Annotated in this window: 22 protein-coding genes, 2 tRNA genes and 1 pseudogene; 16 read left to right on the top strand and 9 right to left on the bottom strand. The window is 33.1% G+C overall.

The window, feature by feature from the left end; genetic code table 11:
- Window positions 1–11: 11 nt before the first annotated feature.
- From AB3G36_RS07395 to AB3G36_RS07375, 5 genes are all read left to right on the top strand, one after another.
- Window positions 12–923, top strand: a complete 912-nt coding sequence (locus AB3G36_RS07395) for a DMT family transporter (protein WP_367757468.1) — start codon at window positions 12–14, stop codon at window positions 921–923.
- A gap of 72 nt (window positions 924–995) precedes the next feature.
- Window positions 996–1,349 carry a MauE/DoxX family redox-associated membrane protein gene (locus tag AB3G36_RS07390; RefSeq protein WP_367757466.1) on the top strand — a complete coding sequence of 118 codons (354 nt, stop codon included), beginning with the start codon at window positions 996–998 and terminating at the stop codon, window positions 1,347–1,349.
- Between the two features lie 290 nt (window positions 1,350–1,639).
- Window positions 1,640–1,918, top strand: a complete 279-nt coding sequence (locus AB3G36_RS07385) for a DUF2805 domain-containing protein (protein WP_367757464.1) — start codon at window positions 1,640–1,642, stop codon at window positions 1,916–1,918.
- A 129-nt stretch (window positions 1,919–2,047) separates the two neighbouring features.
- Window positions 2,048–3,910, top strand: coding sequence for a peptidase M61 (locus AB3G36_RS07380; protein ID WP_367757462.1), 1,863 nt, complete (start codon window positions 2,048–2,050; stop codon window positions 3,908–3,910).
- Window positions 3,911–4,034: 124 nt separating this feature from the next.
- The gene (locus tag AB3G36_RS07375; protein ID WP_367757460.1) at window positions 4,035–4,745 is read left to right on the top strand and encodes a DUF4369 domain-containing protein; all 711 of its coding nucleotides are present in this window, start codon (window positions 4,035–4,037) and stop codon (window positions 4,743–4,745) included.
- Between the two features lie 167 nt (window positions 4,746–4,912).
- Here the strand turns inward: AB3G36_RS07375 and AB3G36_RS07370 are convergent.
- From AB3G36_RS07370 to idi, 7 genes are all read right to left on the bottom strand, one after another.
- A tRNA-Thr gene (locus AB3G36_RS07370) sits at window positions 4,913–4,986 on the bottom strand.
- A 152-nt stretch (window positions 4,987–5,138) separates the two neighbouring features.
- Window positions 5,139–5,212: transfer RNA gene (locus tag AB3G36_RS07365), tRNA-Thr, on the bottom strand.
- A 78-nt stretch (window positions 5,213–5,290) separates the two neighbouring features.
- Window positions 5,291–5,557, bottom strand: a complete 267-nt coding sequence (locus AB3G36_RS07360; RefSeq protein WP_187017304.1) for a hypothetical protein — start codon at window positions 5,555–5,557, stop codon at window positions 5,291–5,293.
- A gap of 56 nt (window positions 5,558–5,613) precedes the next feature.
- Complete coding sequence (locus tag AB3G36_RS07355; RefSeq protein WP_367757458.1) at window positions 5,614–6,582, bottom strand: type I phosphomannose isomerase catalytic subunit; 969 nt, start codon at window positions 6,580–6,582, stop codon at window positions 5,614–5,616.
- Window positions 6,583–6,650: 68 nt separating this feature from the next.
- Window positions 6,651–7,109 (bottom strand): peroxiredoxin, encoded by a 459-nt coding sequence (locus tag AB3G36_RS07350; protein WP_367757457.1) that lies wholly within the window; start codon window positions 7,107–7,109, stop codon window positions 6,651–6,653.
- The gene (locus tag AB3G36_RS07345) at window positions 7,109–7,519 is read right to left on the bottom strand and encodes a 6-pyruvoyl tetrahydropterin synthase family protein (protein WP_367757455.1); all 411 of its coding nucleotides are present in this window, start codon (window positions 7,517–7,519) and stop codon (window positions 7,109–7,111) included. Before AB3G36_RS07345 ends, AB3G36_RS07350 begins: the two co-directional genes overlap by 1 nt.
- 48 nt (window positions 7,520–7,567) lie before the next feature.
- Window positions 7,568–8,095, bottom strand: coding sequence for an isopentenyl-diphosphate Delta-isomerase (gene idi / locus AB3G36_RS07340; protein ID WP_367757453.1), 528 nt, complete (start codon window positions 8,093–8,095; stop codon window positions 7,568–7,570).
- 169 nt (window positions 8,096–8,264) lie between these two features.
- Here idi and AB3G36_RS07335 point away from each other — a divergent pair, with 169 nt between their 5' ends.
- From AB3G36_RS07335 to AB3G36_RS07315, 5 genes are all read left to right on the top strand, one after another.
- Window positions 8,265–8,726 carry a GNAT family N-acetyltransferase gene (locus AB3G36_RS07335; protein ID WP_367757451.1) on the top strand — a complete coding sequence of 154 codons (462 nt, stop codon included), beginning with the start codon at window positions 8,265–8,267 and terminating at the stop codon, window positions 8,724–8,726.
- A gap of 151 nt (window positions 8,727–8,877) precedes the next feature.
- A complete protein-coding gene (gene msrB, locus AB3G36_RS07330; protein WP_367757449.1) occupies window positions 8,878–9,435 on the top strand; it encodes a peptide-methionine (R)-S-oxide reductase MsrB in 558 nt (185 codons plus the stop codon).
- A gap of 1 nt (window position 9,436) precedes the next feature.
- Entirely contained in the window at window positions 9,437–10,078 is a 642-nt protein-coding gene (gene msrA / locus AB3G36_RS07325) for a peptide-methionine (S)-S-oxide reductase MsrA (RefSeq protein ID WP_367757447.1), read from the top strand.
- A gap of 275 nt (window positions 10,079–10,353) precedes the next feature.
- Window positions 10,354–12,834, top strand: a complete 2,481-nt coding sequence (locus tag AB3G36_RS07320; protein ID WP_367757445.1) for an ATP-binding protein — start codon at window positions 10,354–10,356, stop codon at window positions 12,832–12,834.
- A gap of 102 nt (window positions 12,835–12,936) precedes the next feature.
- Complete coding sequence (locus AB3G36_RS07315; RefSeq protein WP_367757444.1) at window positions 12,937–13,896, top strand: quinone oxidoreductase; 960 nt, start codon at window positions 12,937–12,939, stop codon at window positions 13,894–13,896.
- A 42-nt stretch (window positions 13,897–13,938) separates the two neighbouring features.
- Here AB3G36_RS07315 and AB3G36_RS07310 read toward each other — a convergent pair whose 3' ends face one another.
- Window positions 13,939–15,513 carry an NAD(P)/FAD-dependent oxidoreductase gene (locus tag AB3G36_RS07310; RefSeq protein WP_367757909.1) on the bottom strand — a complete coding sequence of 525 codons (1,575 nt, stop codon included), beginning with the start codon at window positions 15,511–15,513 and terminating at the stop codon, window positions 13,939–13,941.
- A gap of 159 nt (window positions 15,514–15,672) precedes the next feature.
- Between AB3G36_RS07310 and AB3G36_RS07305 the strand changes: the two genes are divergently transcribed.
- Window positions 15,673–15,906: a hypothetical protein gene (locus AB3G36_RS07305; protein WP_367757443.1), complete on the top strand. Its 234-nt coding sequence runs from the start codon at window positions 15,673–15,675 to the stop codon at window positions 15,904–15,906.
- 72 nt (window positions 15,907–15,978) lie between these two features.
- Here AB3G36_RS07305 and AB3G36_RS07300 read toward each other — a convergent pair whose 3' ends face one another.
- Window positions 15,979–18,174 (bottom strand): RecQ family ATP-dependent DNA helicase, encoded by a 2,196-nt coding sequence (locus tag AB3G36_RS07300; RefSeq protein WP_367757442.1) that lies wholly within the window; start codon window positions 18,172–18,174, stop codon window positions 15,979–15,981.
- A 95-nt stretch (window positions 18,175–18,269) separates the two neighbouring features.
- Here AB3G36_RS07300 and AB3G36_RS07295 point away from each other — a divergent pair, with 95 nt between their 5' ends.
- From AB3G36_RS07295 to AB3G36_RS07275, 5 genes and pseudogenes are all read left to right on the top strand, one after another.
- Entirely contained in the window at window positions 18,270–19,235 is a 966-nt protein-coding gene (locus tag AB3G36_RS07295; RefSeq protein ID WP_367757440.1) for an SIS domain-containing protein, read from the top strand.
- Entirely contained in the window at window positions 19,235–20,041 is an 807-nt protein-coding gene (gene tatC, locus AB3G36_RS07290) for a twin-arginine translocase subunit TatC (protein WP_367757438.1), read from the top strand. Before AB3G36_RS07295 ends, tatC begins: the two co-directional genes overlap by 1 nt.
- Before the next feature lies 1 nt (window position 20,042).
- Window positions 20,043–20,393 (top strand): carboxymuconolactone decarboxylase family protein, encoded by a 351-nt coding sequence (locus tag AB3G36_RS07285; protein ID WP_367757436.1) that lies wholly within the window; start codon window positions 20,043–20,045, stop codon window positions 20,391–20,393.
- A gap of 86 nt (window positions 20,394–20,479) precedes the next feature.
- Window positions 20,480–21,220, top strand: coding sequence for an LPS export ABC transporter ATP-binding protein (gene lptB, locus AB3G36_RS07280; RefSeq protein ID WP_367757434.1), 741 nt, complete (start codon window positions 20,480–20,482; stop codon window positions 21,218–21,220).
- A 37-nt stretch (window positions 21,221–21,257) separates the two neighbouring features.
- Window positions 21,258–21,603, top strand: a pseudogene (locus AB3G36_RS07275) (four helix bundle protein).
- The last annotated feature ends 77 nt before the right edge of the window (window positions 21,604–21,680 follow it).

Genomic DNA, 21,680 nt, shown 5'->3' with positions numbered 1-21,680 from the left:
AATTTAAAAAAATGTTGGAAAATAAAGTATTAAAGGGAGTATTATTAGTGGGATTTGGTGCAACGAGTTATGGCATGTTAGCCACATTTGTAAAGATGGCGTATTTGGAAGGATATACTACTGCTGAGGTTACCAGCTCCCAATTCATATTAGGAATTATTGGAATCTTACTCATCAATTTGTTCCAAAAAAATAAAAACAAAGACAAAGTAATCAAAGCATCCAAAAAAAACATTTTTCATTTAATGTTGGCAGGCACTTCATTAGGTATGACAAGTGTTTTTTATTATTTGGCCGTAAAATACATTCCCGTTTCCATAGGTATTGTTTTATTGATGCAAACAGTGTGGATGGGTGTTTTACTCGAAATGATTTTAGAAAAAAAAATCCCTTCAACCCAAAAAATCATATCGGTAGTTATTGTATTAACAGGAACGGTTTTAGCGACCAACTTAATCAATAACGAGGTGCAATTGGATTGGCATGGAATTATGTGGGGTATTTTGGCGGCAGCCTCATTCACAACAACCATGTTTACAGCAAATCGAGTGGCTACAAGTATTTCGTCCGCACAACGCAGTTTATATATGCTTCTTGGTGGTGCTATAGTTGTGTTTTCGTTTTCAATTGCAACACAAACCACTCCATTTAACTTCGAAATATTTCTAAAATGGGGAATCGTTTTATCTCTTTTTGGCACAATAATCCCACCACTTTTAATGAATGCTGGGTTTCCACTTACAGGAATTGGATTAGGAAGTATTGTATCGGCTCTGGAACTTCCGGTATCAGTGATGATGGCTTTTTTCCTTTTAAATGAAAAAGTAATCCTGATGCAATGGATAGGAATCTGTTTAATTATTGTAGCCATTGTCATAATGAACCTAAAATTTAAACCTATAAAAAACAATTCTTCTTTTTAACATTTCAGATTATTAATATATCGCAAATAAATTCTTAAATTCGCAAAACAAATACCCTAATTCTGATTTATCATGAATTCAAACTGGCACTTATACCTTATGGCATTCATCTATACTATTGCTGGTATTAATCATTTTAGAAGCCCAAAACTGTACAAAAAAATAATCCCCCCCTATTTACCCAATCCAAGTCTTTTAAATTATTTAAGCGGGATTGCTGAGATAATTCTTGGTATATCCTTACTCATTCCTGCCTTAACACATTATGCAGCCTGGGGCGTAATTGTATTATTAATGGCCGTTTTACCAACTCATTTTTTCATGTATCAAAATCACAAAGCACAAATGGGGCTTCCTAAATGGGTATTATTACTACGCATTCCATTTCAATTCGTTTTGATGTATTGGGCCTATTTATACACTTAAAAAACTATATTTATAGTACATAGATACCTTCAAAATTGAAGAATCTCAAAAACATTAAATGATTTTCATATTCGTTAACTATTCGACCTATGGAAATTGAAGTACGCAATAAATTGAAAAATTCAATAAAAATTCCTTGCCAAAAGCAAAAACTAGAATAGAATATTTAAATACATTAAAAAAAAAATACTCTTTTGACGTAAAGTAATTATTTTTTTTATTAATATTGGTATCTAATTTAGAATCAATTATTTTAATCATTAAAACCAATTTGAATTAATTTTCACGTGATGAAAAAGAGTAACCGAAAAGAACTGACCTGGGAGCAAACAGAAAAACTTGTTACATTGGCCTTAGAAGAAAAAAATCCTTTTGAGATTATCAAAAAAGAATTTGGTCTGGTCGAAAAAGAAGTTCTGGAAATAATGAAGAAGAAGATGCCTGCAGAAAAATTTGAGATGTGGAAAAAGAAAGCTACCGCAAATAAACCAAAACCAAAACCGCTGAAAATTGATGATTTTGATGAAGATTTGGATGGCAAATATTACATAAAAAATAAATTGGACTAACCAATTAAAAAAACACTCTTAATTAGAGTGTTTTTTTTTTATTCAAAAATAAAAACCATATAAAAAATATTAAAAAAACTTGTAACAAGATGAATACAAATAAGTCTAACAGTCAAAATCAAATTTAAAATGAAAAAGATACTTTTTGCCTTTACCCTAGCTTCCGTATTAGTAGGATGTAAAACAGCAAGCTCCGTAACCTCATCTTCAATTAAAGAAAACATTGAAGTAGCAATTAATTTAAATGACATCAAGGATGATAAGGTAATGGTGACAGTAAATGCACCTGCAATCACCACTGATGAGATTACTTTCCATATCCCTAAAACAGTTCCAGGTACTTATTCTGAGGACAATTATGGCCGCTTTATTACTGATTTAAAAGCATATGACAAAAAAGGAAATGCATTAGATCTAAAAAAACTAGATGTTAATTCTTGGTTAATTGCAAAAGCGAAGACTTTGAGCAAAATCACCTATTGGGTTAATGATTCCTTTGACACTGAAAAAGGAACTGAATTTGGTAAAGATGATGTTTTCTCACCAGCAGGTTCAAACATAGATTCGGGAAAAAACATCCTGTTAAACACCCATTGTTTTGTAGGGTATTTTACAAATTATATGTCTAATCCATACAAAGTTACCATTTCACATCCAGGTGAAATATGGGGAGCTACTTCAATGACTGACATTGATGATAGTAACACTAATGATGTATTTATCACATCCCGTTACGCAGAGCTAGTAGAAAACCCAATCATGTATTCAAAACCCGATCATACTTCTTTTACAGTTGACGGAATGGAAATTAATATTGCTGTCTATTCTCCCACTGGAAAAGTAACTGCCGAAAGTATTACTCCAGAAATGAAAACAATGATGACGGCGCAAAAACACTTTTTAGGAAAAATAAACACCACTAAAAAATACAGTGTTTTGTTGTACTTATCAACGATGACCGATACAGATGCTAAAGGATTTGGAGCATTAGAACATCCTACTGCAACTACTGTTGTCCTACCTGAAGTGATGCCAAAAGAAGAGTTAGTAAAATCGATGATGGATGTGGTATCTCACGAATTCTTTCATATCGTTACTCCTTTAAGTATTCATTCAAAAGAAATTCAATTTTTTGATTATAATGATCCAAAAATGTCAGAGCATTTATGGATGTATGAAGGAGTTACAGAATATTTTGCCAATTTATTTCAAATAAATCAAGGCTTAATTACTGAAGAAGACTTTTACAGTCGCCTTTCTGACCAAATAGAGCGCGCCAATGCTATGAATGATACGATGTCATTTACAACAATGAGTGCTAATGTATTAAAAGAGCCTTACAAAGATCAATACATAAATGTGTACCAAAAAGGATCTTTAATAGGGATGTGTTTGGACATTATAATTAGAGAAAAAAGCAACGGACAAAGAGGAATTCTTGATTTAATGCAAAAATTGTCCAAAGAGTATGGCGTTGCTAAACCATTTAATGACAACGAACTTTTTGCCAAAATCACGGAACTGACCTACCCAGAAGTGGGTGAATTTTTAAAAACTTATGTTGCAGGAACAACCCCAATTCCTTACGCCTCTTATTTTGCAAAAGTGGGGCTAACGCTAACATCTGAAAAAACACCAGGAAACATATTTCTAAAAGGACAAACACCCTACATTACAGTGAATCCTCAAACCAAAGAAATTGTCGTTATTCCCGAAATTGAATTAAATGCTTTTTATACTTCTCTAGACCTTAAAGGAGGTGATGTTTTAGTAGCCATTAACAACCAGTCTTACACACTTGACAACATCTATGAAATGATAGCTGAAAGTGAAAAATGGAAAGAGAATGATCCTATTACAGTGAAAATAAAAAGAAATGGTTCAGAACAAACAATTAAAGGCATTGTTAAACTTCCTTATGAAGAAAAAGAGGTTGTGAAAGCGACTGATTCAACAAAAAGTATCTTAAAAGAAGCTTGGTTGAAAGGCTAATTAAATAAAACTTTGACAAATCCCAATTTAGAAATAGATTGGGATTTTTTTTTATAAAATTACAAGAAGTTAATTCTTCCACTTTCCAACAATTTTCTTTATTTTGCACCAAAATAGATAACCAATGAAAAAAACAATTCTTGCATTCTTTTCACTAGTTCTTTTAGTGTCATGCAATAAAAACGAATCCAAAGAAAACGTACACATCACAGGAAACATTAAAGGCCTTAAAAGTGGAACTTTATACATTCAGAGAGTAGTTGACTCTTCCCTTGTTGCTATAGACACCATAACAATTAATGGTAGCTCTACATTTACAAGTGATATCGATTTAAAATCACCAGAAATGCTTTATTTATTTCTAGACAGAGGAGTAACGAATTCATTGGACAATAATATATTATTTTTTGCTGAACCAGGGAATATAAATATTGAAACTACTCTTGACTCTTATATTTCTGACGCCAAAATTACTGGATCTAAAAATCAAGAATTATTGGATGAATACAAAAAGATCAATTCTAGATTTAAAGATGAAAACCTTACTTTGATTGAACAAAAATTCAATGCAATAAAAAGTAAAAATGCAATTGCAATCGATAGCCTAAGTGCGAAACAAGATTCAAACATCAAAAGAAAGTACTTGTACGCTACTAATTTTGCCATAAACAACAAAGACCATGAAGTAGCTCCTTATATTGCCTTATCAGAGATCTATGACATCAATATTAAATATCTAGATACAATCCAGAAATCTATGACTCCTAAAGTGGCACAATCGCTTTATGGAAAGAAACTAACGGAATACGTTACTTCAATTAAAGCTCAGAAATAAAGGAATTGAATTTTCAGTTGAATACAAAAAAAAACGTCTCGCTAAAACGAGGCGTTTTTTTTTGTATTGCATTTTCAACTAAGACACCATAATTTTATTTGATAATAATATGAGTTTCATTTTAAAATAAAAAAACCACCTAACAAAAGTTAGATGGTTTTACGATGAGCCGGCGGAGGGACTCGAACCCACGACCTGCTGATTACAAATCAGCTGCTCTAGCCAACTGAGCTACGCTGGCGTCTCATTTCTCGGGTGCAAATATAATGATGAATTCCAAATCTCCAAACAAAATAACAATAAAATATAAATTATTTTATAGCGACCAAAATAGACGGTTTTAATTAGAAATCATAAAAAAACCACCTAACAAAGTTAGATGGTTTTACAATGAGCCGGCGGAGGGACTCGAACCCACGACCTGCTGATTACAAATCAGCTGCTCTAGCCAACTGAGCTACGCTGGCGTCTCATTACGGGTGCAAATATACATATGAATTCGATTTCTCCAAAATAAATCTGCACTTTTTTATCGTTTTTTTCGACTACAATTCGTTGATTTTAGCAATCAATTGATTTGCAGTTTGTTCCAATTCAACATTGATTTGTTTGAAGTGTGCTTTTTTATTTTCCACTTTTTTAGCGTTCACTTTAGTGATTAAAACGTCAAAAGCAGCGATAGCTTCATCAATTAAATCATTAGTTTCTGTTGTTGGTTTTCCAGTAGTTGAAATCTCAAACAAATAAACTGCTTCAATTATATCTCCTAAAACGTAGTTGATGTCTTTTTTTAAATTTTTAACGTTTGCCATTTTTCTTTAATTTTAATTTGCGTCTGCAAAAGTACACATAATCTTTCTATAACTTACTATGAAATGTAAATTTCTAAAATAGAAGCTTTTCCGGTGATAACATAATAATCCATTGCAGCTGGAATCAAAACAGTATCTCCTTTTTTATATGTGTAAATATTCATATCATATTCTAACTCAAATTCTCCATCTACACACATATATACTGTAAAACTATTTCCTGTTTTAGAAACAGTTACAGTATCTTCTAACGGAATAAAATTAGTTGTAAAATAAGGACAATTAACTATCGTGTTTGATACATTTTCATCCTTTTTGTAGGATCTATATGCTTCCACTTTATCATAGTTAATAGCTTCTAAAGCCAAATCAATATGCAATTCTCTAGTATTCCCTTGAGCATCTACTCGGTCAAAATCGTAAATACGATACGTAATATCTGAGGTTTGCTGAATCTCCGCAACTACTAATCCTGCTCCAATAGCGTGAACCGTTCCTGTCTCAAGAAAAAATACATCTCCCTCTTTTACTTCAACATCATCAAGAATGGACAACAATGTTTTATTTTTAAGATGCTCTAAATACTCATTTGCATTTGACTTTTCTTTAAAACCAACAATTATTCTTGAATCTGGATCCGCTTGCATGATGTACCACATCTCCGTTTTTCCAAAAGAATTGTGACGTTTTTTTGCTAACTCATCATTAGGGTGCACCTGAATAGACAAATCTTCACGTGCATCTAAATATTTAAAAAGTAATGGAAATTGTTTTCCAAAACGTTTATGAACTTCAGTTCCTAGTATTTCATTTGGTAACTCTTCAATTACTTCTGTTAAAGATTTTCCCTTAAATTCTCCATTAGCAATTACACTAACATCACCTTCCACTGTGGATAATTCCCAACTCTCCCCAGTAATTTTTGACTCAATAGGCTTATTAAGTATCGTTTTTAATTTTTCACCTCCCCATATTCTATCTTTCAATATAGGGTCAAATTGTAAAGGGTATACCATTTTATTCATTTTTCTTCCGTTTTTAAACGACAAAATTCACTCTTTAAGTAAATTATATCTAATACTATTTTGTTCTTTTATGATACTAATTTTTTTATAGACTCTAATGCTTTTACGATATGATTTTGCCCTTTTATACTGTTAAAAATCAGCTGAACAACCCCTTTTTTATCAACTACATAAGTAACTCTGCCAGGGAGCAACCCAAATAAAGCAGAAGGAACACCAAAAAGAGTTCTGATTTTTTTATCACTGTCGGATAATAAAACAAAAGGCAACTGATGTTCTTTTGCAAAATCTTTATGCGAAGCAACACTATCACTGCTGACACCAATTACCTCAGCACCTAAATCCGTAAATGCTTCGTATTGATCTCTAAAACTGCAAGCTTGTGCTGTACAAATAGAAGTATTGTCTTTTGGATAAAAATAAATAACAACTGGTTTTTTTCCAACAATAGTTACACTATCAAAATCTTCCCCATCTGTATTTTTTGCTTTAAAACTCGGAATTTTATCTCCCACTTGTAATGCCATTATTCTCCTTTATAGGTTACAAAATTTCGAGCTGTTTCATAAAGCACTACTTCTAAATCAAACTCTTGTTTAATTCTTTTTCGGATTTTATTCCAAATAACAACCACAATATTTTCAGCAGTGGGATTTAAGTTTTCAAATTCAGGAACATCTAAATTCAGGTTTTTATGATCAAATTGACTTTCGACTTCTTCATGAATAATGTCAGCCAAAATTTTCACATCCATTACAAAACCGGTCTCTTGATCAATTGCACCAGTAACACTTACAGTCAAATCATAATTATGTCCATGAAAGTTGGGATTATTACATTTTCCGAAAACCGCATCATTTTTTTCAAATGTCCAATCCTTCCGATACAACCTATGAGCTGCATTAAAATGCGCTTTTCTACTTATAGTAACTTTCATATTATTATCGTGTATTTTTTTTTAATTCAAAGGCTCAAAACTTACCTTCTATACTTTATGATCTTCTAGAAAATGATAAAACTCGTCAAAAATAATTTTAAACCAAACGGTATAAATTTCTGGATGCAACTGCATATCCTCTTGAACAGCATCGATACTCATCCATTTCCAAGATTCAACTTCTTCAGTATTTATTTCTGGACTTTCATTATAATAGCCGATCATCACATGATCCAATTCATGTTCCGTCAATCCGTTATCAAAAGGAGCTTTATAGATAAAGTGAAATAATTCTTTAAGCTCTGTTTTAAAACCCATTTCTTCAAATAACCTGCGACTTCCAGCTTGGACATTAGTCTCCCCTTCCCTTTGATGACTACAACAAGTATTAGTCCATAACAAAGGAGAATGGTATTTATGGTGTGCCCGCTGTTGCAACATTAATTCATTTTTACTGTTTAAAACAAAAACAGAAAAGGCACGATGCAACAAAGCCTTTTCATGCGCCTCTAATTTTGGCATCAATCCAATTTGTACATCGTCAGTATTTACTAATATTACGTTTTCTTCTATCATATTTATTTTTAGCATCACAAAAATACAAAAAAGATACAGAAAAAAACAGGCTTTAACGTTCTCTTTCATTTTCTTCATGAGCAAATAAAATAGCGTATTTCACTACTCTATTGATACCGTCCACGTCAATAAACTTTAGTACTTTTGATAATCTTAACGCTACATTACAATGAATTCTATACACATACGAAAAGCACTTTTAAGCGACCTTACAACACTTCTTGAATTCGAACAAGGAATTATTGAAGCGGAACGTCCGTACGATCCAACATTAAAAAAGGAAAAAATTCATTATTACGATATAGAAAAAATGATTGCAGCACCCGAAGTTGAAGTTTTGGTTGCTACGATTGACTCCATAATTGTAGGTTCAGGTTACGCACGAATAGAAACTGCAAAACCGTATTTGAACCATATAGATTATGCCTATTTAGGATTTATGTTTACCCATGCTGACTATAGGGGAAAAGGAGTCAATGCTAAAATTATTGAATCATTAAAAGAATGGTGTCGTACTCAGGATTTTGTTGAGCTTCGCTTAGATGTATATCATGACAATCCTTCAGCCATTAAAGCCTATGAAAAAGTGGGCTTCAAAAAACATTTAATAAACATGAGACTTGGCTTGTAAACATTTCCTATTAAAAACCAAAAACACTTTAAATACGTAACTATCATTAGTTAAAACTTATATAATTAGCTGTTAAATTGTAAAGTACACGACATTACTTCTTAAAACAGCTGCTTAAATTTGTACTATAAATATTTAATATTATTTACCTATGAAAACAAAATCTTTTTTTAGCCTTTTATTCTTTCTTCCATTGTTTGTAATCACGGCTTGTGGACAAACAGGAAAAAAACAAAACAAAATAGAAAAATCAACAACTATGGAAAATAAAATCAGTAAGCCAGAAAACCCTTATTATTCCAATACTGACACAACAAAATTAGACCTAACGGATGCTGAATGGAAAAAAGTACTTTCGGATGATGTATATGCTGTAACAAGACATGCTGACACTGAAAGACCATTTACAGGAAAATATTGGAACTCTGACGAAAAAGGAACGTATTATTGTGCCGCTTGCGGTAATAAATTATTCCGCTCTAGTGCCAAATTCGCAAGTAGTTGCGGATGGCCAAGTTTCTTTGAACAAGACAATAAAAAAAGTGTAATCTATAAAACAGATAACTCTTTAGGCATGGAACGAATTGAAGCACTATGCGGTCGATGTGGAGGACACCTTGGACACCTATTTGATGATGGACCTGCTCCTACTCACAAAAGATACTGTATGAATTCTATCGCTCTTGACTTTATCCCTGATACTAAATAACATGAAAAAAATATTTTTAATTTGCGTTTTGGCCACACTAAGTGCCTGTGGACAAAAAAAAGAAACAAAAATAATAGAGGAAAAACCATCTAATAAAAACAACCTTGAAACTATTACACTTGGTGGTGGCTGTTATTGGTGCGTGGAAGCTGTTTACGAAAATCTAAACGGAGTAAAATCGGCAGTATCTGGATTTTCAGGTGGGAAAAATGCAAATCCTAGTTACGAAGATGTTTCAACAGGAAGAACAGGTTATGTTGAAGTGGTACAAATCACTTATGACAAAACAGTAACAAATTTGAATGAAATATTTCAAGTTTACTTTACTGTTCATGACCCCACTACGCTGAACCGTCAAGGGGCTGATGTAGGTACTCAATACCGTTCAGTCATTTTCTATAAAAATGAAGAACAACGACTTGCAGCTCAAAATATCATTAACGAACTGAGCAATGCTAAAATTTATAACAGTCCAATTGTTACTGCTGTAGAACCGCTTACCACTTTTTATAAAGCCGAAGATTACCATCAAGATTATTATGCCAATAATAAAAACCAGCCCTATTGTCGAATGGTGATTCAGCCCAAAATTGAAAAATTTGAGAAGTTATTTAAAGATAAACTGAAAAATAAACAACATTAATTATCAAAACCGAAAAGAGATTTTCGGTTTTTTTTATGCTTTAAAAAAGGCATCATTATAACTTCAATTAAAGAATTTGTTTTTATTCTATTCCAATAATTACCACAAAACATTATTTTTTTGGAATGAAATTTGCAAGGTCAAAATCAAAATTTTATGAAACGCTTTTTTGTGTATATTTGAACCAAAATTAGCATACAGGAATTCATAAATTAGATTTTAATAGCAATACCTTTTTTAAAGTATAAAAACACAAAAATTAAATTCTTTAATATATGAATAGTAATGATTACATAGATCTATATAGGCAATTACCATCTCTATCTATCGTACTGGATCTTAATTTCAATATAGTAACTGTGACGGATAGTTTTCTAAAAGCTACTATGACCGAAAGGGAGAAAATTATAGATCAAAATATTTTTGATATATTTCCTGAAAACCCAAATGAAGAAAATCCTGAGTCCATAACTCATTTAAGAACATCCTTAAATAGCGTATTACAGAAAAAAATAGCTAACACAGTCGACTTTATAAAATATGACATCCAAATACCTACTGAAGAAGGCAGTCATTTTGAAGAACGCTACTGGAAAACAATAAACTCCCCAATTCTTGATTCCAAAAACAATGTTACGCTCATAATGATTATTGTTGAAGATGTAACTAAAAAAAAGAAACTCGTTTCAAACAATAAAAAATTAAAAAAAAGCTTAAATCTACTTGCTGAATCGTATGAGTTTTCCGAAGAAATCATCGGGACTATTATGGAACCGATGCTGGTTCTTACGCAAGATCTTAAAATTAAATCTGCCAGTAAATCATTTTGCCAAAAATACACTATCGATAAAGAAAAAACCGAAGGAGTTTCATTGTTTGAAGTAAATAACAAACAATGGGATTTTCCAGAATTTCGGAATCTTCTAACTACTATGCTTGCCAGCGGTAAAGACTTTCATAATGTAGAAATAACGCATGATTTTTCCTCTCTTGGAGAAAAAACAATTATACTTAGCGCGAATTATATTTTTCAAAAAATTCATGATGAAAAAATAATTCTATTAGCCATACAAGATGTTTCTGAAGTAAGACGACTCTCCATTAAACTTCAAGCTAAAGAAAAAAAAGAATTCGAAAAATTACTTGAGGTACAAAAGCAGGCATCTAAGGAGATTGAAGACAGTAATAAACGATTTAATATGATGGTGCTCCAATCCCCATTTGCAATAGCAATATTAAAAGGGAAAGATATGGTAGTCACCTTAGCCAACGACAGTATCAAAGAAATGTGGGGAAAAGGACAAAATGTAGAAGGCAAAAGATTCAATGATATTTTACCTGAACTTATAGACAAGGCCTTTCCTTTATTGCTCGAAAACGTTTTTAAAACAGGTAATCCTTTTTACGGAAACGAACTTCTTGCCCCTATAACGCATAATGGAATTATAAAAGACGCCTATTTTAATTTTGTTTACCAACCTTATTATGAAGCCGACGAAACAATATCAGGAGTTACTATAATTGCCTATGATGTGACTACTCAAGTTTTAGCAAAAAACGAACTAATTGAATCAAAAATTAATGCAGATTTAAAAACAAAAATTGCAGAAGAAGCGGTAAAATCAAAACAGCAATTTTTGTCAAATATGAGTCATGAGATAAGAACACCCATGAATGCTATTATCGGGTTTACTAATGTAGTACTAAAGACCCCTTTAGACAAATCCCAAAAAGAATACATCAATGCCATTAAAGAATCTGGTGATGCTCTACTTGTTTTAATTAATGACATCTTAGACATTGCTAAAGTAGATGCAGGCAAGATGATCTTTGACCATGTTCCTTTTAAATTATCCAAGTCTACTTCAACTATTCTTCTTCTTTTTGAACAAAAAATGAAGGAAAAAAATTTAGAATTGATCTATAAATGCGACTCTGCAATTCCTAAAGTTTTGATTGGTGATCCGATGCGTTTACGTCAGGTTATTTTAAATCTAATGAGTAATGCGATAAAATTTACTTCAAAAGGAAAAATAACTGTAAGTATCAAACTAGTAGATGAAGGTACCGAAAAAGTTACTCTTGAATTCTTAATAACAGATACTGGAATTGGAGTACCACAAGATAGACTAGCACATATTTTTAATAATTTTGAACAAGCAACTAAAGGCACTAGTACTTCTTATGGAGGTACAGGTTTAGGTCTTGCTATTGTGAAACAACTGGTAGAGTTACAAGGAGGATCAATTATCGCCCATAGTCAAGAAGGTAAAGGTTCAACTTTTGGGTTTATTATGAACTTTGAAAAATCTATTGAAATCAAAGAAGAACTAATAGAAGAAATTATTCCAATCCCAGTTATTAAATTTGAAGAGGCGATAACTAATAAAATAAAAGTCTTAGTGGTAGAAGACATGATCTTGAATCAACTTTTACTAAAAATAATACTATTGGATTTCGGATATGAAATTGAAGTCGCAGATAATGGCAAAATCGCAGTTGAAAAACTTCAAAACAATACGTACGATATTGTTTTGATGGATTTACAAATGCCAGAAATGAACGGATTTGAAGCTACAACTCATATTAGAGAAATACTAAAATCTAAAATACCAATTATTGCCTTAACTGCTGATGTCACTACTGCTGATGTCGAAAAATGCAAAGCAGTGGGCATGAATGATTATATTTCTAAACCTATTGACGAAATAGTATTATTCAATAAAATCAACAAACACATCTTCAATCAAAGCTAATTACAAAAAATAATATCCTTTTATTTTTATAAAAACCTTTTAAGAACGGAAATAGAATTCTAGAATTCTATTTCCGTTCTTTGCAGTACAAAAAAATAAAAAATGAAAGCATTAACTTTTTCAACATTTGGCACTTCAGATGTTCTTGAATATATAGATATCCCTAGCCCTACATTAAAAGAAGAGGAGATTCTTGTGGAAATGCGTGCTATAGGAGTAAACTTCGCAGATGTTTACCGAAGAAAAGGCAATTATCATCTTGTAGGAAACCCTCCGTTTATCGCAGGATACGAAGGAGCAGGAGTTGTAGTAGACGCAAACGGAAGTACTCATTTTAAAATTGGAGACCGAATCGCATTTGCTGACGTACCGTATGCGAATGCCGAATTAGTAGCTGTACCTCTTGACCACGTCATTCCTTTACCAGAATCTATTTCTTTTGAAACCGCTGCAACTGTACTTTTACAAGGCCTAACAGCGCATTACTTAGCAACGGACAGTCATAAAACTCAAAAAGACGAAACAGTATTAATTCATGCTTCTGCGGGAGGAGTGGGACAATTTCTAACTCAAATAAGCAAACTTTTGGGTGCAACAGTTATTGGGTTAACCTCATCAAGTGAAAAAGCGACTGTTTCCTTAAAAAATGGAGCAGACAAAGCATTCTTATATACCGAAGACTGGAAAGAGCAGGTGCTCTCCTTTTATCCAAACGGAGTCGATGTGGTTTATGACAGTGTAGGCAGTACGTTAAGCGATAGTTTTGAAGTAACTAAAAATTGTGGACAAGTTGTATTCTTTGGAATGGCTGGCGGAGATCCTGATTTTATCAATCCAAGAATGCTAATGGATACCTCCAAAACACTTACAGGTGGTGACTTATGGAGTTATTTAACCTCAAAAGAAGAACGAATTAAGAGAGCACATCAATTGTTTAACTGGATTAGTAAGGACCAAATTACAATTGCCAAACCAACCGTTTTTAAACTTTCTGAAGGAAAAAAAGCACACGATTATTTAGAAAGCAGAAAAAGTACTGGAAAAATAATTCTTGTTCCTTAAAAACAGAATACTACTAATTTTAGAACAAACCTCGACTTATTACTAATTCGAGGTTTTTTTATGCAGACTTTCCCCAATCATCAAAGCACATTTCTCCCCGTCAATGGCAGCTGATATTATTCCGCCCGCATAACCTGCTCCTTCTCCGCAAGGATACAATCCTTTTATTTGAAGGTGTTCATAGGAAATAGGATCTCTAGGAATACGAACAGGAGATGATGTTCTTGATTCAGGAGCATGTAAAATAGCTTCATTTGTTAAATACCCACGCATGGATTTCCCAAATTCAGAAAAACCTTCTCTTAATATTTGAGTTAAGAAGCCTGGGAAAACCTGCCCCATTTCTACCGATGTCGTTCCTGGTACATAAGATGTTTTTGGAATATCAGATGATACTTTATTTTGTGTAAAATCAATCATGCGTTGTGCCGGTACTTTTTGGGTTTCACCTGCAAGATGCCAAGCTTTCTGCTCAATGCTTTTTTGAAATTCCATTCCAGCCAAAGCGCCAAATTGAGCAAAAGGTTTGAAATCTTCTAATTTTAATTCGATGACAATCCCTGAATTGGCAGTTGCTTGATCTCTTTTTGATGGAGACCAACCATTGGTCACCACCTCACCAGGACTAGTAGCACAAGGTGCAATTACACCTCCCGGACACATACAAAAAGAATACATTCCTCTACCTCCTACCTGCTTCACAATACTATAAGGTGCAGGTGGTAAAAGTGCCCCACGATAATCACAACTGTATTGAATGCTATCAATTAAAGATTGTGGATGTTCCGCTCTTACGCCCAAGGCAAAAGGTTTTGCCTCAATAAATATTTTTTTTCTATCTAATAGTTCATAAATATCACGAGCGGAATGCCCCGTGGCCAAAATTAATTTATTAGCCAAAATTGTATCTCCATTTTGAGTTACTATTCCTTCCACTTCATTATTCTTAACCAAAATATCAGTAACTCTGGTTTCAAATAAAACCTGACCACCACATTCAATAATTTTCTCTCGAATATCTTGAATAATTTGTGGCAATTTATTAGTTCCAATATGTGGATGTGCCTCTACTAAAATATCTGGTGTAGCACCATAAGCGACTAACAATTCTAAAATTCGGGTTACATCACCACGCTTTTTAGAACGGGTATATAATTTTCCATCTGAATAAGTCCCAGCTCCGCCTTCTCCAAAACAATAATTAGAATCTTCATTTACAATGTGGTCTACATTAATCGCTTTCAAATCACGACGACGACCACGAACCTCTTTTCCACGTTCGATTACGATTGGCTTCAAGCCCAACTCTATTAATTGCAAAGCCGCAAAAAGACCTGCAGGACCTGCTCCCACCACTAACACTTCTTGTGCGCTGGCAACATTTGGATAATAAGGAAGTTCCAATTTTAATTCCTGAAAAGGTTCCCCTTTCAAATAAACAGCCACTTTCAAGTTAATCTTTATTGCTTTTTGACGTGCATCAATAGAACGTTTTAAAATAACAACATGCTGAATTTCATTAACAGAAACTTTAATTTGTTTCGATAAATGGTCTTTTAGCAACGATTCATTCGCAGCGATTTCTGGGGTTACTTGTAAAAGGAGTTCTTGAGGCATTTTATCTTTTTTAATCATTGCATTACTGTTTCATTTTTTCGAAAAACAAAAACATTTGCAAAAATAGTATTTTGAAGTGGAATTAGTTGATTATTATAAAGTCCATTTTCAAAATAGAGCTGTACCTTTGCTACTTTGAAACTTTGAACCTTAAAAATAATGTCTAGAAAAATAAAAATGATATGGGATTTTCGTGGGCCTGCCGCTTCAAAAACGGCGGAACATCATGAAATACATCTTAAAGAATATATTGCAATTGAAAAATTACCTTTGAATATAACTGGCTTCGAAATCCGTAATGAAATGCACGCCATTGCTTTTATGGTAGTAACGGATGAACATATGACACAAGTTCGTGATGGTTTAAAACCGCATCGCGCTGAGTTGTTTTAGTATCCAATAGTCAGCTTTTAGTGATGAGCTTTAAACAACTGAACACTAAAAACTGATTACTGCACGCTTATTTTAATTAGCTACTTCGCTAATAAATTTGATGCGCATCAAGCGCAACTCATCAATATCATAGTCCCCTTCAAATTCTTTCAAGGCACCTTCTATATTGTCAGATTCTGATTCCATAAAATAATCATGAATTTCTTCTTGCTGCTCTTCATCAAGCATATCATCAACCCAATATTTAATATTTAGCTTCGTTCCTGAATAGACAATTTGTTCCATCTCCTTTATAAGCAGGTCCATTGTTAATCCTTTAGCCTTAGCAATATCATCTAGCGATAATTTTCTATCAATATTTTGAATGATATACAATTTATTAGCTGAATTTACTCCTGTAGATTTAACAACTAAATCATCAGGGCGAATAATTTCATTATCAGCCACATATCGATTGATTAGTTCGATAAAATCAGCACCGTATTTCTTAGCTTTACCTTCACCAACTCCATGAATATTAATCAATTCATTTAGAGAAATTGGATATTTCAAAGCCATATCTTCTAGCGAGGGATCTTGAAAAACTACAAATGGAGGAACCCCAATTTTCTTAGCTACTTTTTTTCTTAAGTCTTTCAACATTCCCATTAAAACCTCGTCAACAGCACCAGTTGATTTTGAAGCCGTTACAATAGCCTCATCAACTGATTCATTGTATTCATGATCTTCGGACATCATGAAAGAGCTTGGATTTTTTATAAAACCCAAACCTTTTTCGGTTATTTTCACAATACCATACGTCTCAATATCTTTAGTCAAATATCCAGCAACAAGAACTTGCCTCAATAAAGCCATCCAATATTTTTCGTCAAAAGCAATTCCAGTTCCAAAAAAAGGCTGAACATCAGTTCTATGAGCCTTAATCACAGCATTCACTCTTCCAATTAAAGTAAAAACAATCTCTTTGGACTTGTATAAATGTTTGGTATCTCTTACTATTTCCAGTAGTTTCACTACTTGATCTTGGGCTTCAATTTTAACCTTCGGATTTCTGACATTGTCATCCATATCGGCTCCTTCTCCTGTTTCACTGTCGAACTCTTCACCAAAATAATGAAGTAAAAATTTCCTTCTTGACATGGAAGTTTCAGCATAAGCCACTACTTCTTGCAATAAAGCGAATCCAATTTCTTGTTCAGCAACCGGCTTACCCGACATGAATTTTTCGAGTTTTTCTACATCCTTATAAGAATAGTAAGCTAAACAATGACCTTCACCTCCATCACGACCAGCACGTCCCGTTTCTTGATAATAACTCTCCAGTGACTTAGGAATATCGTGATGAATGACAAATCGAACATCGGGTTTATCAATTCCCATTCCAAAAGCGATTGTTGCAACCACTACATCAACATCTTCCATAAGGAACATATCTTGGTGTTTCGCACGGGTTTTGGCATCCAATCCAGCATGATAGGGAACAGCACTTATACCGTTTACTTGCAAAACTTCGGCAATAGCTTCTACTTTTTTACGGCTTAAGCAATAAATAATTCCCGATTTTCCTTTATGTTGTTTTATAAACCGAATGATATCCGATTCGATATTTTTTGTTTTTGTGCGTACTTCGTAATATAAATTAGGTCTGTTGAAAGAAGCTTTAAAAGTTTTAGCATCGCACATGTCCAAGTTTTTAAGAATGTCTTCTTGGACTTTTGGAGTAGCAGTAGCGGTAAGTCCTATCACAGGAATATCACCCAACTGCTTTATAATATTTTTTAGATTTCTATATTCTGGTCTAAAGTCATGTCCCCACTCTGAGATACAATGGGCTTCATCAATAGCAACAAATGAAACCGTTACACTTTTAAGAAAATTTACATTTTCTTCTTTAGTCAAGGATTCTGGAGCTACATATAATAATTTTGTTAATCCAGATGTAATATCTTTTTTAACTTGTGCAATCTCTGTTTTCGTAAGGGAAGAATTTAAAACATGGGCAATACCAGCTTCCGAAGACAAACTTCTAATGGCATCCACTTGGTTTTTCATTAAAGCGATCAAAGGCGAAACAACAATTGCTGTTCCTTCTTGTGTTAAAGCGGGCAGTTGATAACAGAGTGATTTTCCGCCACCTGTTGGCATTATAACAAATGTATTTTCTTTGCTAAGCAAACTTTTTATCACCTGTTCTTGTAGTCCCTTAAATTGGCTGAAGCCAAAATATTTCTTTAATTCTTTATGGATGTCAATTTCGTTTGAATTCATTCTTTATTGTATGGTATTATGTGGTATTTTGTATAAATTTGCATTACATAAAGATACTAATTTCTTTTACACTTACAAATTTTAAACATTCTGTTTTGATATCTAAAGAAAATATATTGGCAACCGCCAAAAAAACCATCTTAGCTGAGAGTAAAGCAATTACAAAATTAACTGATTATTTAGACGACAATTTTTCAGACGCCACACAAGCAATCTACAATTCTAAAGGAAGATTGATCGTAACAGGAATAGGAAAAAGTGCCATCATAGCTCAAAAAATGGTGGCTACTTTTAATTCAACTGGTACACCATCAATGTTCCTTCATGCTGCAGAAGCAATACATGGCGACTTAGGAATGGTACAAAATGATGATATCATTATTTGCATCTCCAAAAGTGGAAATAGTCCAGAAATAAAAGTACTTGTCCCTTTATTAAAACGTTTTGGCAATACTTTAATTGCTATTACTGGTAATACAACCTCATTTCTTGCCAAAGGATCTGACTTTATTCTAAATACAACAGTAGAAACGGAAGCTTGCCCTATCAACTTGGCTCCTACTAGTAGTACAACTGCACAATTAGTGATGGGAGATGCTATGGCAGTATGCCTCATGGAAATACGTGACTTTAAAGCAGAAGATTTTGCTAAATACCATCCTGGTGGTGCATTAGGTAAAAAATTATTACTTAAAGTAAAAGACATGCTCGAACATACACTAAAACCGATGGTTAGTCCTGATACTCCAATAAAAAAAGTTATTTTTGAAATTTCAGAGAAGCGACTTGGAGTAACTGCCGTAGTAGAGAATGATAAAGTAATTGGAATAATCACTGACGGTGACATACGTAGAATGTTGAATGAAAGAGATACATTTGCTGATTTGACTGCAAAAGATATTATGACAAAAAACCCTAAATTAATTCAATCAAACGATATGGTAGTAGACGCATTCAATATTTTGGAAGACTTCTCAATAACACAATTGGTTGTGGTAGATCATGAAGAATACAAAGGAGTTTTACATTTACACGACATTTTAAAAGAAGGAATAATATAATGGCAAAGAAAAACCAAAACGAAATGTCGTTTTTAGATCATCTTGAAGATTTAAGATGGTTATTAGTAAGAAGTACAATAGCAATTATTATCATGGCCATAGTAACTTATTTCATAAGTGACTATCTCTTTGATGTTGTAATATTTGGTCCAACAAGACCTACCTTTTTTACCTATACTTTTTTCTGTGAATTATCGCATTCTATAGGTTTTGCAGATAGTATTTGCATTACCGAAATGCCTTTTATCATTCAGAACACAGAAATGGAAGGGCAAGTGAATGTGTTCATATGGATTTGTATACTTGCGGGATTTATTTTAAGTTTCCCCTATATACTATGGGAAATATGGAAATTTATCAGTCCAGCACTTTATACAAATGAAAAGAAAAATGCTAAAATATTCATCTTCTTCTCTTCTTTACTTTTCTTTCTAGGAGTGCTTTTTGGATATTTTGTTGTGATCCCTATGTCAGTAAATTTTGTTGCAACCTTTACTGTGAGTGATGTCGTGAAAAATCAATTTACACTAGATTCTTATATTGGAATGGTTAAAACATCCGTATTGGCTAGTGGTTTATTTTTCGAATTACCTATAATTATATATTTCTTAACCAAGTTAGGACTTGTAACTCCTACTTTTTTAAGAACATATAGAAAATATGCAATCGTATTGGTACTAATCATCGCGGCCATTGTTACGCCTCCTGATGTGGTGAGTCAAACTATTGTTGCTATCCCGATGTTATTAATCTACGAAGCAAGTATCTGGATTTCAGTATTTGTTGTTAAAAATAAAAAAGAATAAAATGGCTGCTATAATAGAAGAATTCAATGAATACCGTTCTAGAATGAACGAAAAATTACTGGCTGACAATAATAAAATTGTAAAGCGAATATTCAACTTAGATACCAATGCCTATGCGGCGGGTGCTCTTAATGTAAAAACCAAAGAACTCTTAGGTCTTGTTGCTTCGGCTGTTTTACGTTGTGACGATTGTGTAAAATACCATTTAGAAACCAGTTATAAAGAAGGGGTAACCAAAGAAGAAATGATGGAAGCAATGGGAATTGCGACATTAGTTGGTGGAACTATCGTTGTCCCTCATCTACGTAGAGCGTATGAATTTTGGGAAGCATTGGAAGAAGAGTCTAAATAACTGTTAACAGATTTATATATTGATTCGTTTATTCGTTTATTTGTACGATTAAACAAATCACCGATTAAACAAATAAACAAATCAATATGATTTTAAGAGCCGAAAATTTAGTAAAAACATACAAAGGAAGAAGTGTTGTAAAAGGCATTTCGGTCGAAGTAAATCAAGGCGAAATCGTAGGTTTATTAGGACCCAATGGAGCTGGAAAAACAACATCCTTTTATATGATTGTTGGTTTAGTAAAGCCCAATTCAGGTAATATTTATTTGGACGACTTGAATATTACGGATTACCCCATGTACAAACGAGCACAACAAGGAATTGGGTATTTAGCTCAAGAAGCATCGGTTTTTAGAAAACTAAGCATTGAAGATAATATATTAAGTGTGTTACAATTGACTACACTTTCAAAAGAACAACAAGAAGCCAAAATGGAAAGCTTGATTGCCGAATTCAGCTTAGAGCACATTCGTACCAATCGAGGAGATTTACTGTCGGGAGGAGAACGTCGCCGTACTGAAATTGCGCGTTGTTTAGCAACCGACCCTAAGTTTATTTTACTTGACGAACCTTTTGCTGGAGTTGACCCCGTTGCCGTAGAAGATATTCAGAGAATTGTAGCCCAGTTAAAAAATAAAAATATCGGAATTTTAATTACCGATCACAATGTTCAAGAAACATTAGCTATTACTGATAAAACCTATTTGATGTTTGAAGGTGGCATCTTAAAAGCGGGTATTCCAGAAGAATTAGTAGAAGACGAAATGGTACGTAGGGTCTATTTAGGCCAGAATTTTGAATTACGTAAAAAGAAAATTGAGTTTTAAAAAAAGGGTTCAGTGTTCAGTAAACAAAACAGTTGACATGAAATTCCAAGACCTATTAGCGTATCAGAAATCATTTTCATTAGCCATGAAATTTTTTGAAATCACAAAACTATTTCCCAAAGAAGAAATGTATTCATTGACGGACCAAATGAGACGTTCTTCTAGAAGCGTATAGAAAAAGAGTATATCCTAGACATTTTCATAGTAAATTAACGGATGCTGATGCTGAAAACTCAGAAACACAAGTCTGGTTGGAGTTTTCACTTAAATGTAATTATATAGATAAAAGTGTTTATACTGAATTATCAAATGAAAGTAATGAAGTTGGGAAACTAATTAATTACATGATTTTAAATCCCGAAAAATTTGGTGTACAATCCTAAGACAGTACTTACTATTGATAATTTTCTAATAACTATTCAGCAATAAACGCTAAATACTTTAAACTTAAACACTGATC

Origin of the sequence: Flavobacterium sp. WC2430, assembly GCF_040822075.1 — a bacterium.
Lineage (GTDB): Bacteria > Bacteroidota > Bacteroidia > Flavobacteriales > Flavobacteriaceae > Flavobacterium.
This window is presented reverse-complemented; position numbering and strand designations above follow the sequence as displayed.

Coding starts and splice junctions, on each gene's coding strand:
- AB3G36_RS07390 (WP_367757466.1), top strand. CDS start 996: ATGAATTCAAACTGGCACTTATACCTTATGGCATTCATCTATACTATT.
- AB3G36_RS07345 (WP_367757455.1), bottom strand. CDS start 7,519: ATGAAAGTTACTATAAGTAGAAAAGCGCATTTTAATGCAGCTCATAGG.
- AB3G36_RS07300 (WP_367757442.1), bottom strand. CDS start 18,174: ATGAATTCAAACGAAATTGACATCCATAAAGAATTAAAGAAATATTTT.
- AB3G36_RS07395 (WP_367757468.1), top strand. CDS start 12: ATGTTGGAAAATAAAGTATTAAAGGGAGTATTATTAGTGGGATTTGGT.
- AB3G36_RS07285 (WP_367757436.1), top strand. CDS start 20,043: ATGGCTGCTATAATAGAAGAATTCAATGAATACCGTTCTAGAATGAAC.
- AB3G36_RS07385 (WP_367757464.1), top strand. CDS start 1,640: ATGAAAAAGAGTAACCGAAAAGAACTGACCTGGGAGCAAACAGAAAAA.
- AB3G36_RS07360 (WP_187017304.1), bottom strand. CDS start 5,557: ATGGCAAACGTTAAAAATTTAAAAAAAGACATCAACTACGTTTTAGGA.
- lptB (WP_367757434.1), top strand. CDS start 20,480: ATGATTTTAAGAGCCGAAAATTTAGTAAAAACATACAAAGGAAGAAGT.
- AB3G36_RS07315 (WP_367757444.1), top strand. CDS start 12,937: ATGAAAGCATTAACTTTTTCAACATTTGGCACTTCAGATGTTCTTGAA.
- idi (WP_367757453.1), bottom strand. CDS start 8,095: ATGATAGAAGAAAACGTAATATTAGTAAATACTGACGATGTACAAATT.
- tatC (WP_367757438.1), top strand. CDS start 19,235: ATGGCAAAGAAAAACCAAAACGAAATGTCGTTTTTAGATCATCTTGAA.
- msrA (WP_367757447.1), top strand. CDS start 9,437: ATGAAAAAAATATTTTTAATTTGCGTTTTGGCCACACTAAGTGCCTGT.
- AB3G36_RS07335 (WP_367757451.1), top strand. CDS start 8,265: ATGAATTCTATACACATACGAAAAGCACTTTTAAGCGACCTTACAACA.
- msrB (WP_367757449.1), top strand. CDS start 8,878: ATGAAAACAAAATCTTTTTTTAGCCTTTTATTCTTTCTTCCATTGTTT.
- AB3G36_RS07380 (WP_367757462.1), top strand. CDS start 2,048: ATGAAAAAGATACTTTTTGCCTTTACCCTAGCTTCCGTATTAGTAGGA.
- AB3G36_RS07375 (WP_367757460.1), top strand. CDS start 4,035: ATGAAAAAAACAATTCTTGCATTCTTTTCACTAGTTCTTTTAGTGTCA.
- AB3G36_RS07350 (WP_367757457.1), bottom strand. CDS start 7,109: ATGGCATTACAAGTGGGAGATAAAATTCCGAGTTTTAAAGCAAAAAAT.
- AB3G36_RS07305 (WP_367757443.1), top strand. CDS start 15,673: ATGTCTAGAAAAATAAAAATGATATGGGATTTTCGTGGGCCTGCCGCT.
- AB3G36_RS07310 (WP_367757909.1), bottom strand. CDS start 15,513: ATGCCTCAAGAACTCCTTTTACAAGTAACCCCAGAAATCGCTGCGAAT.
- AB3G36_RS07355 (WP_367757458.1), bottom strand. CDS start 6,582: ATGAATAAAATGGTATACCCTTTACAATTTGACCCTATATTGAAAGAT.
- AB3G36_RS07320 (WP_367757445.1), top strand. CDS start 10,354: ATGAATAGTAATGATTACATAGATCTATATAGGCAATTACCATCTCTA.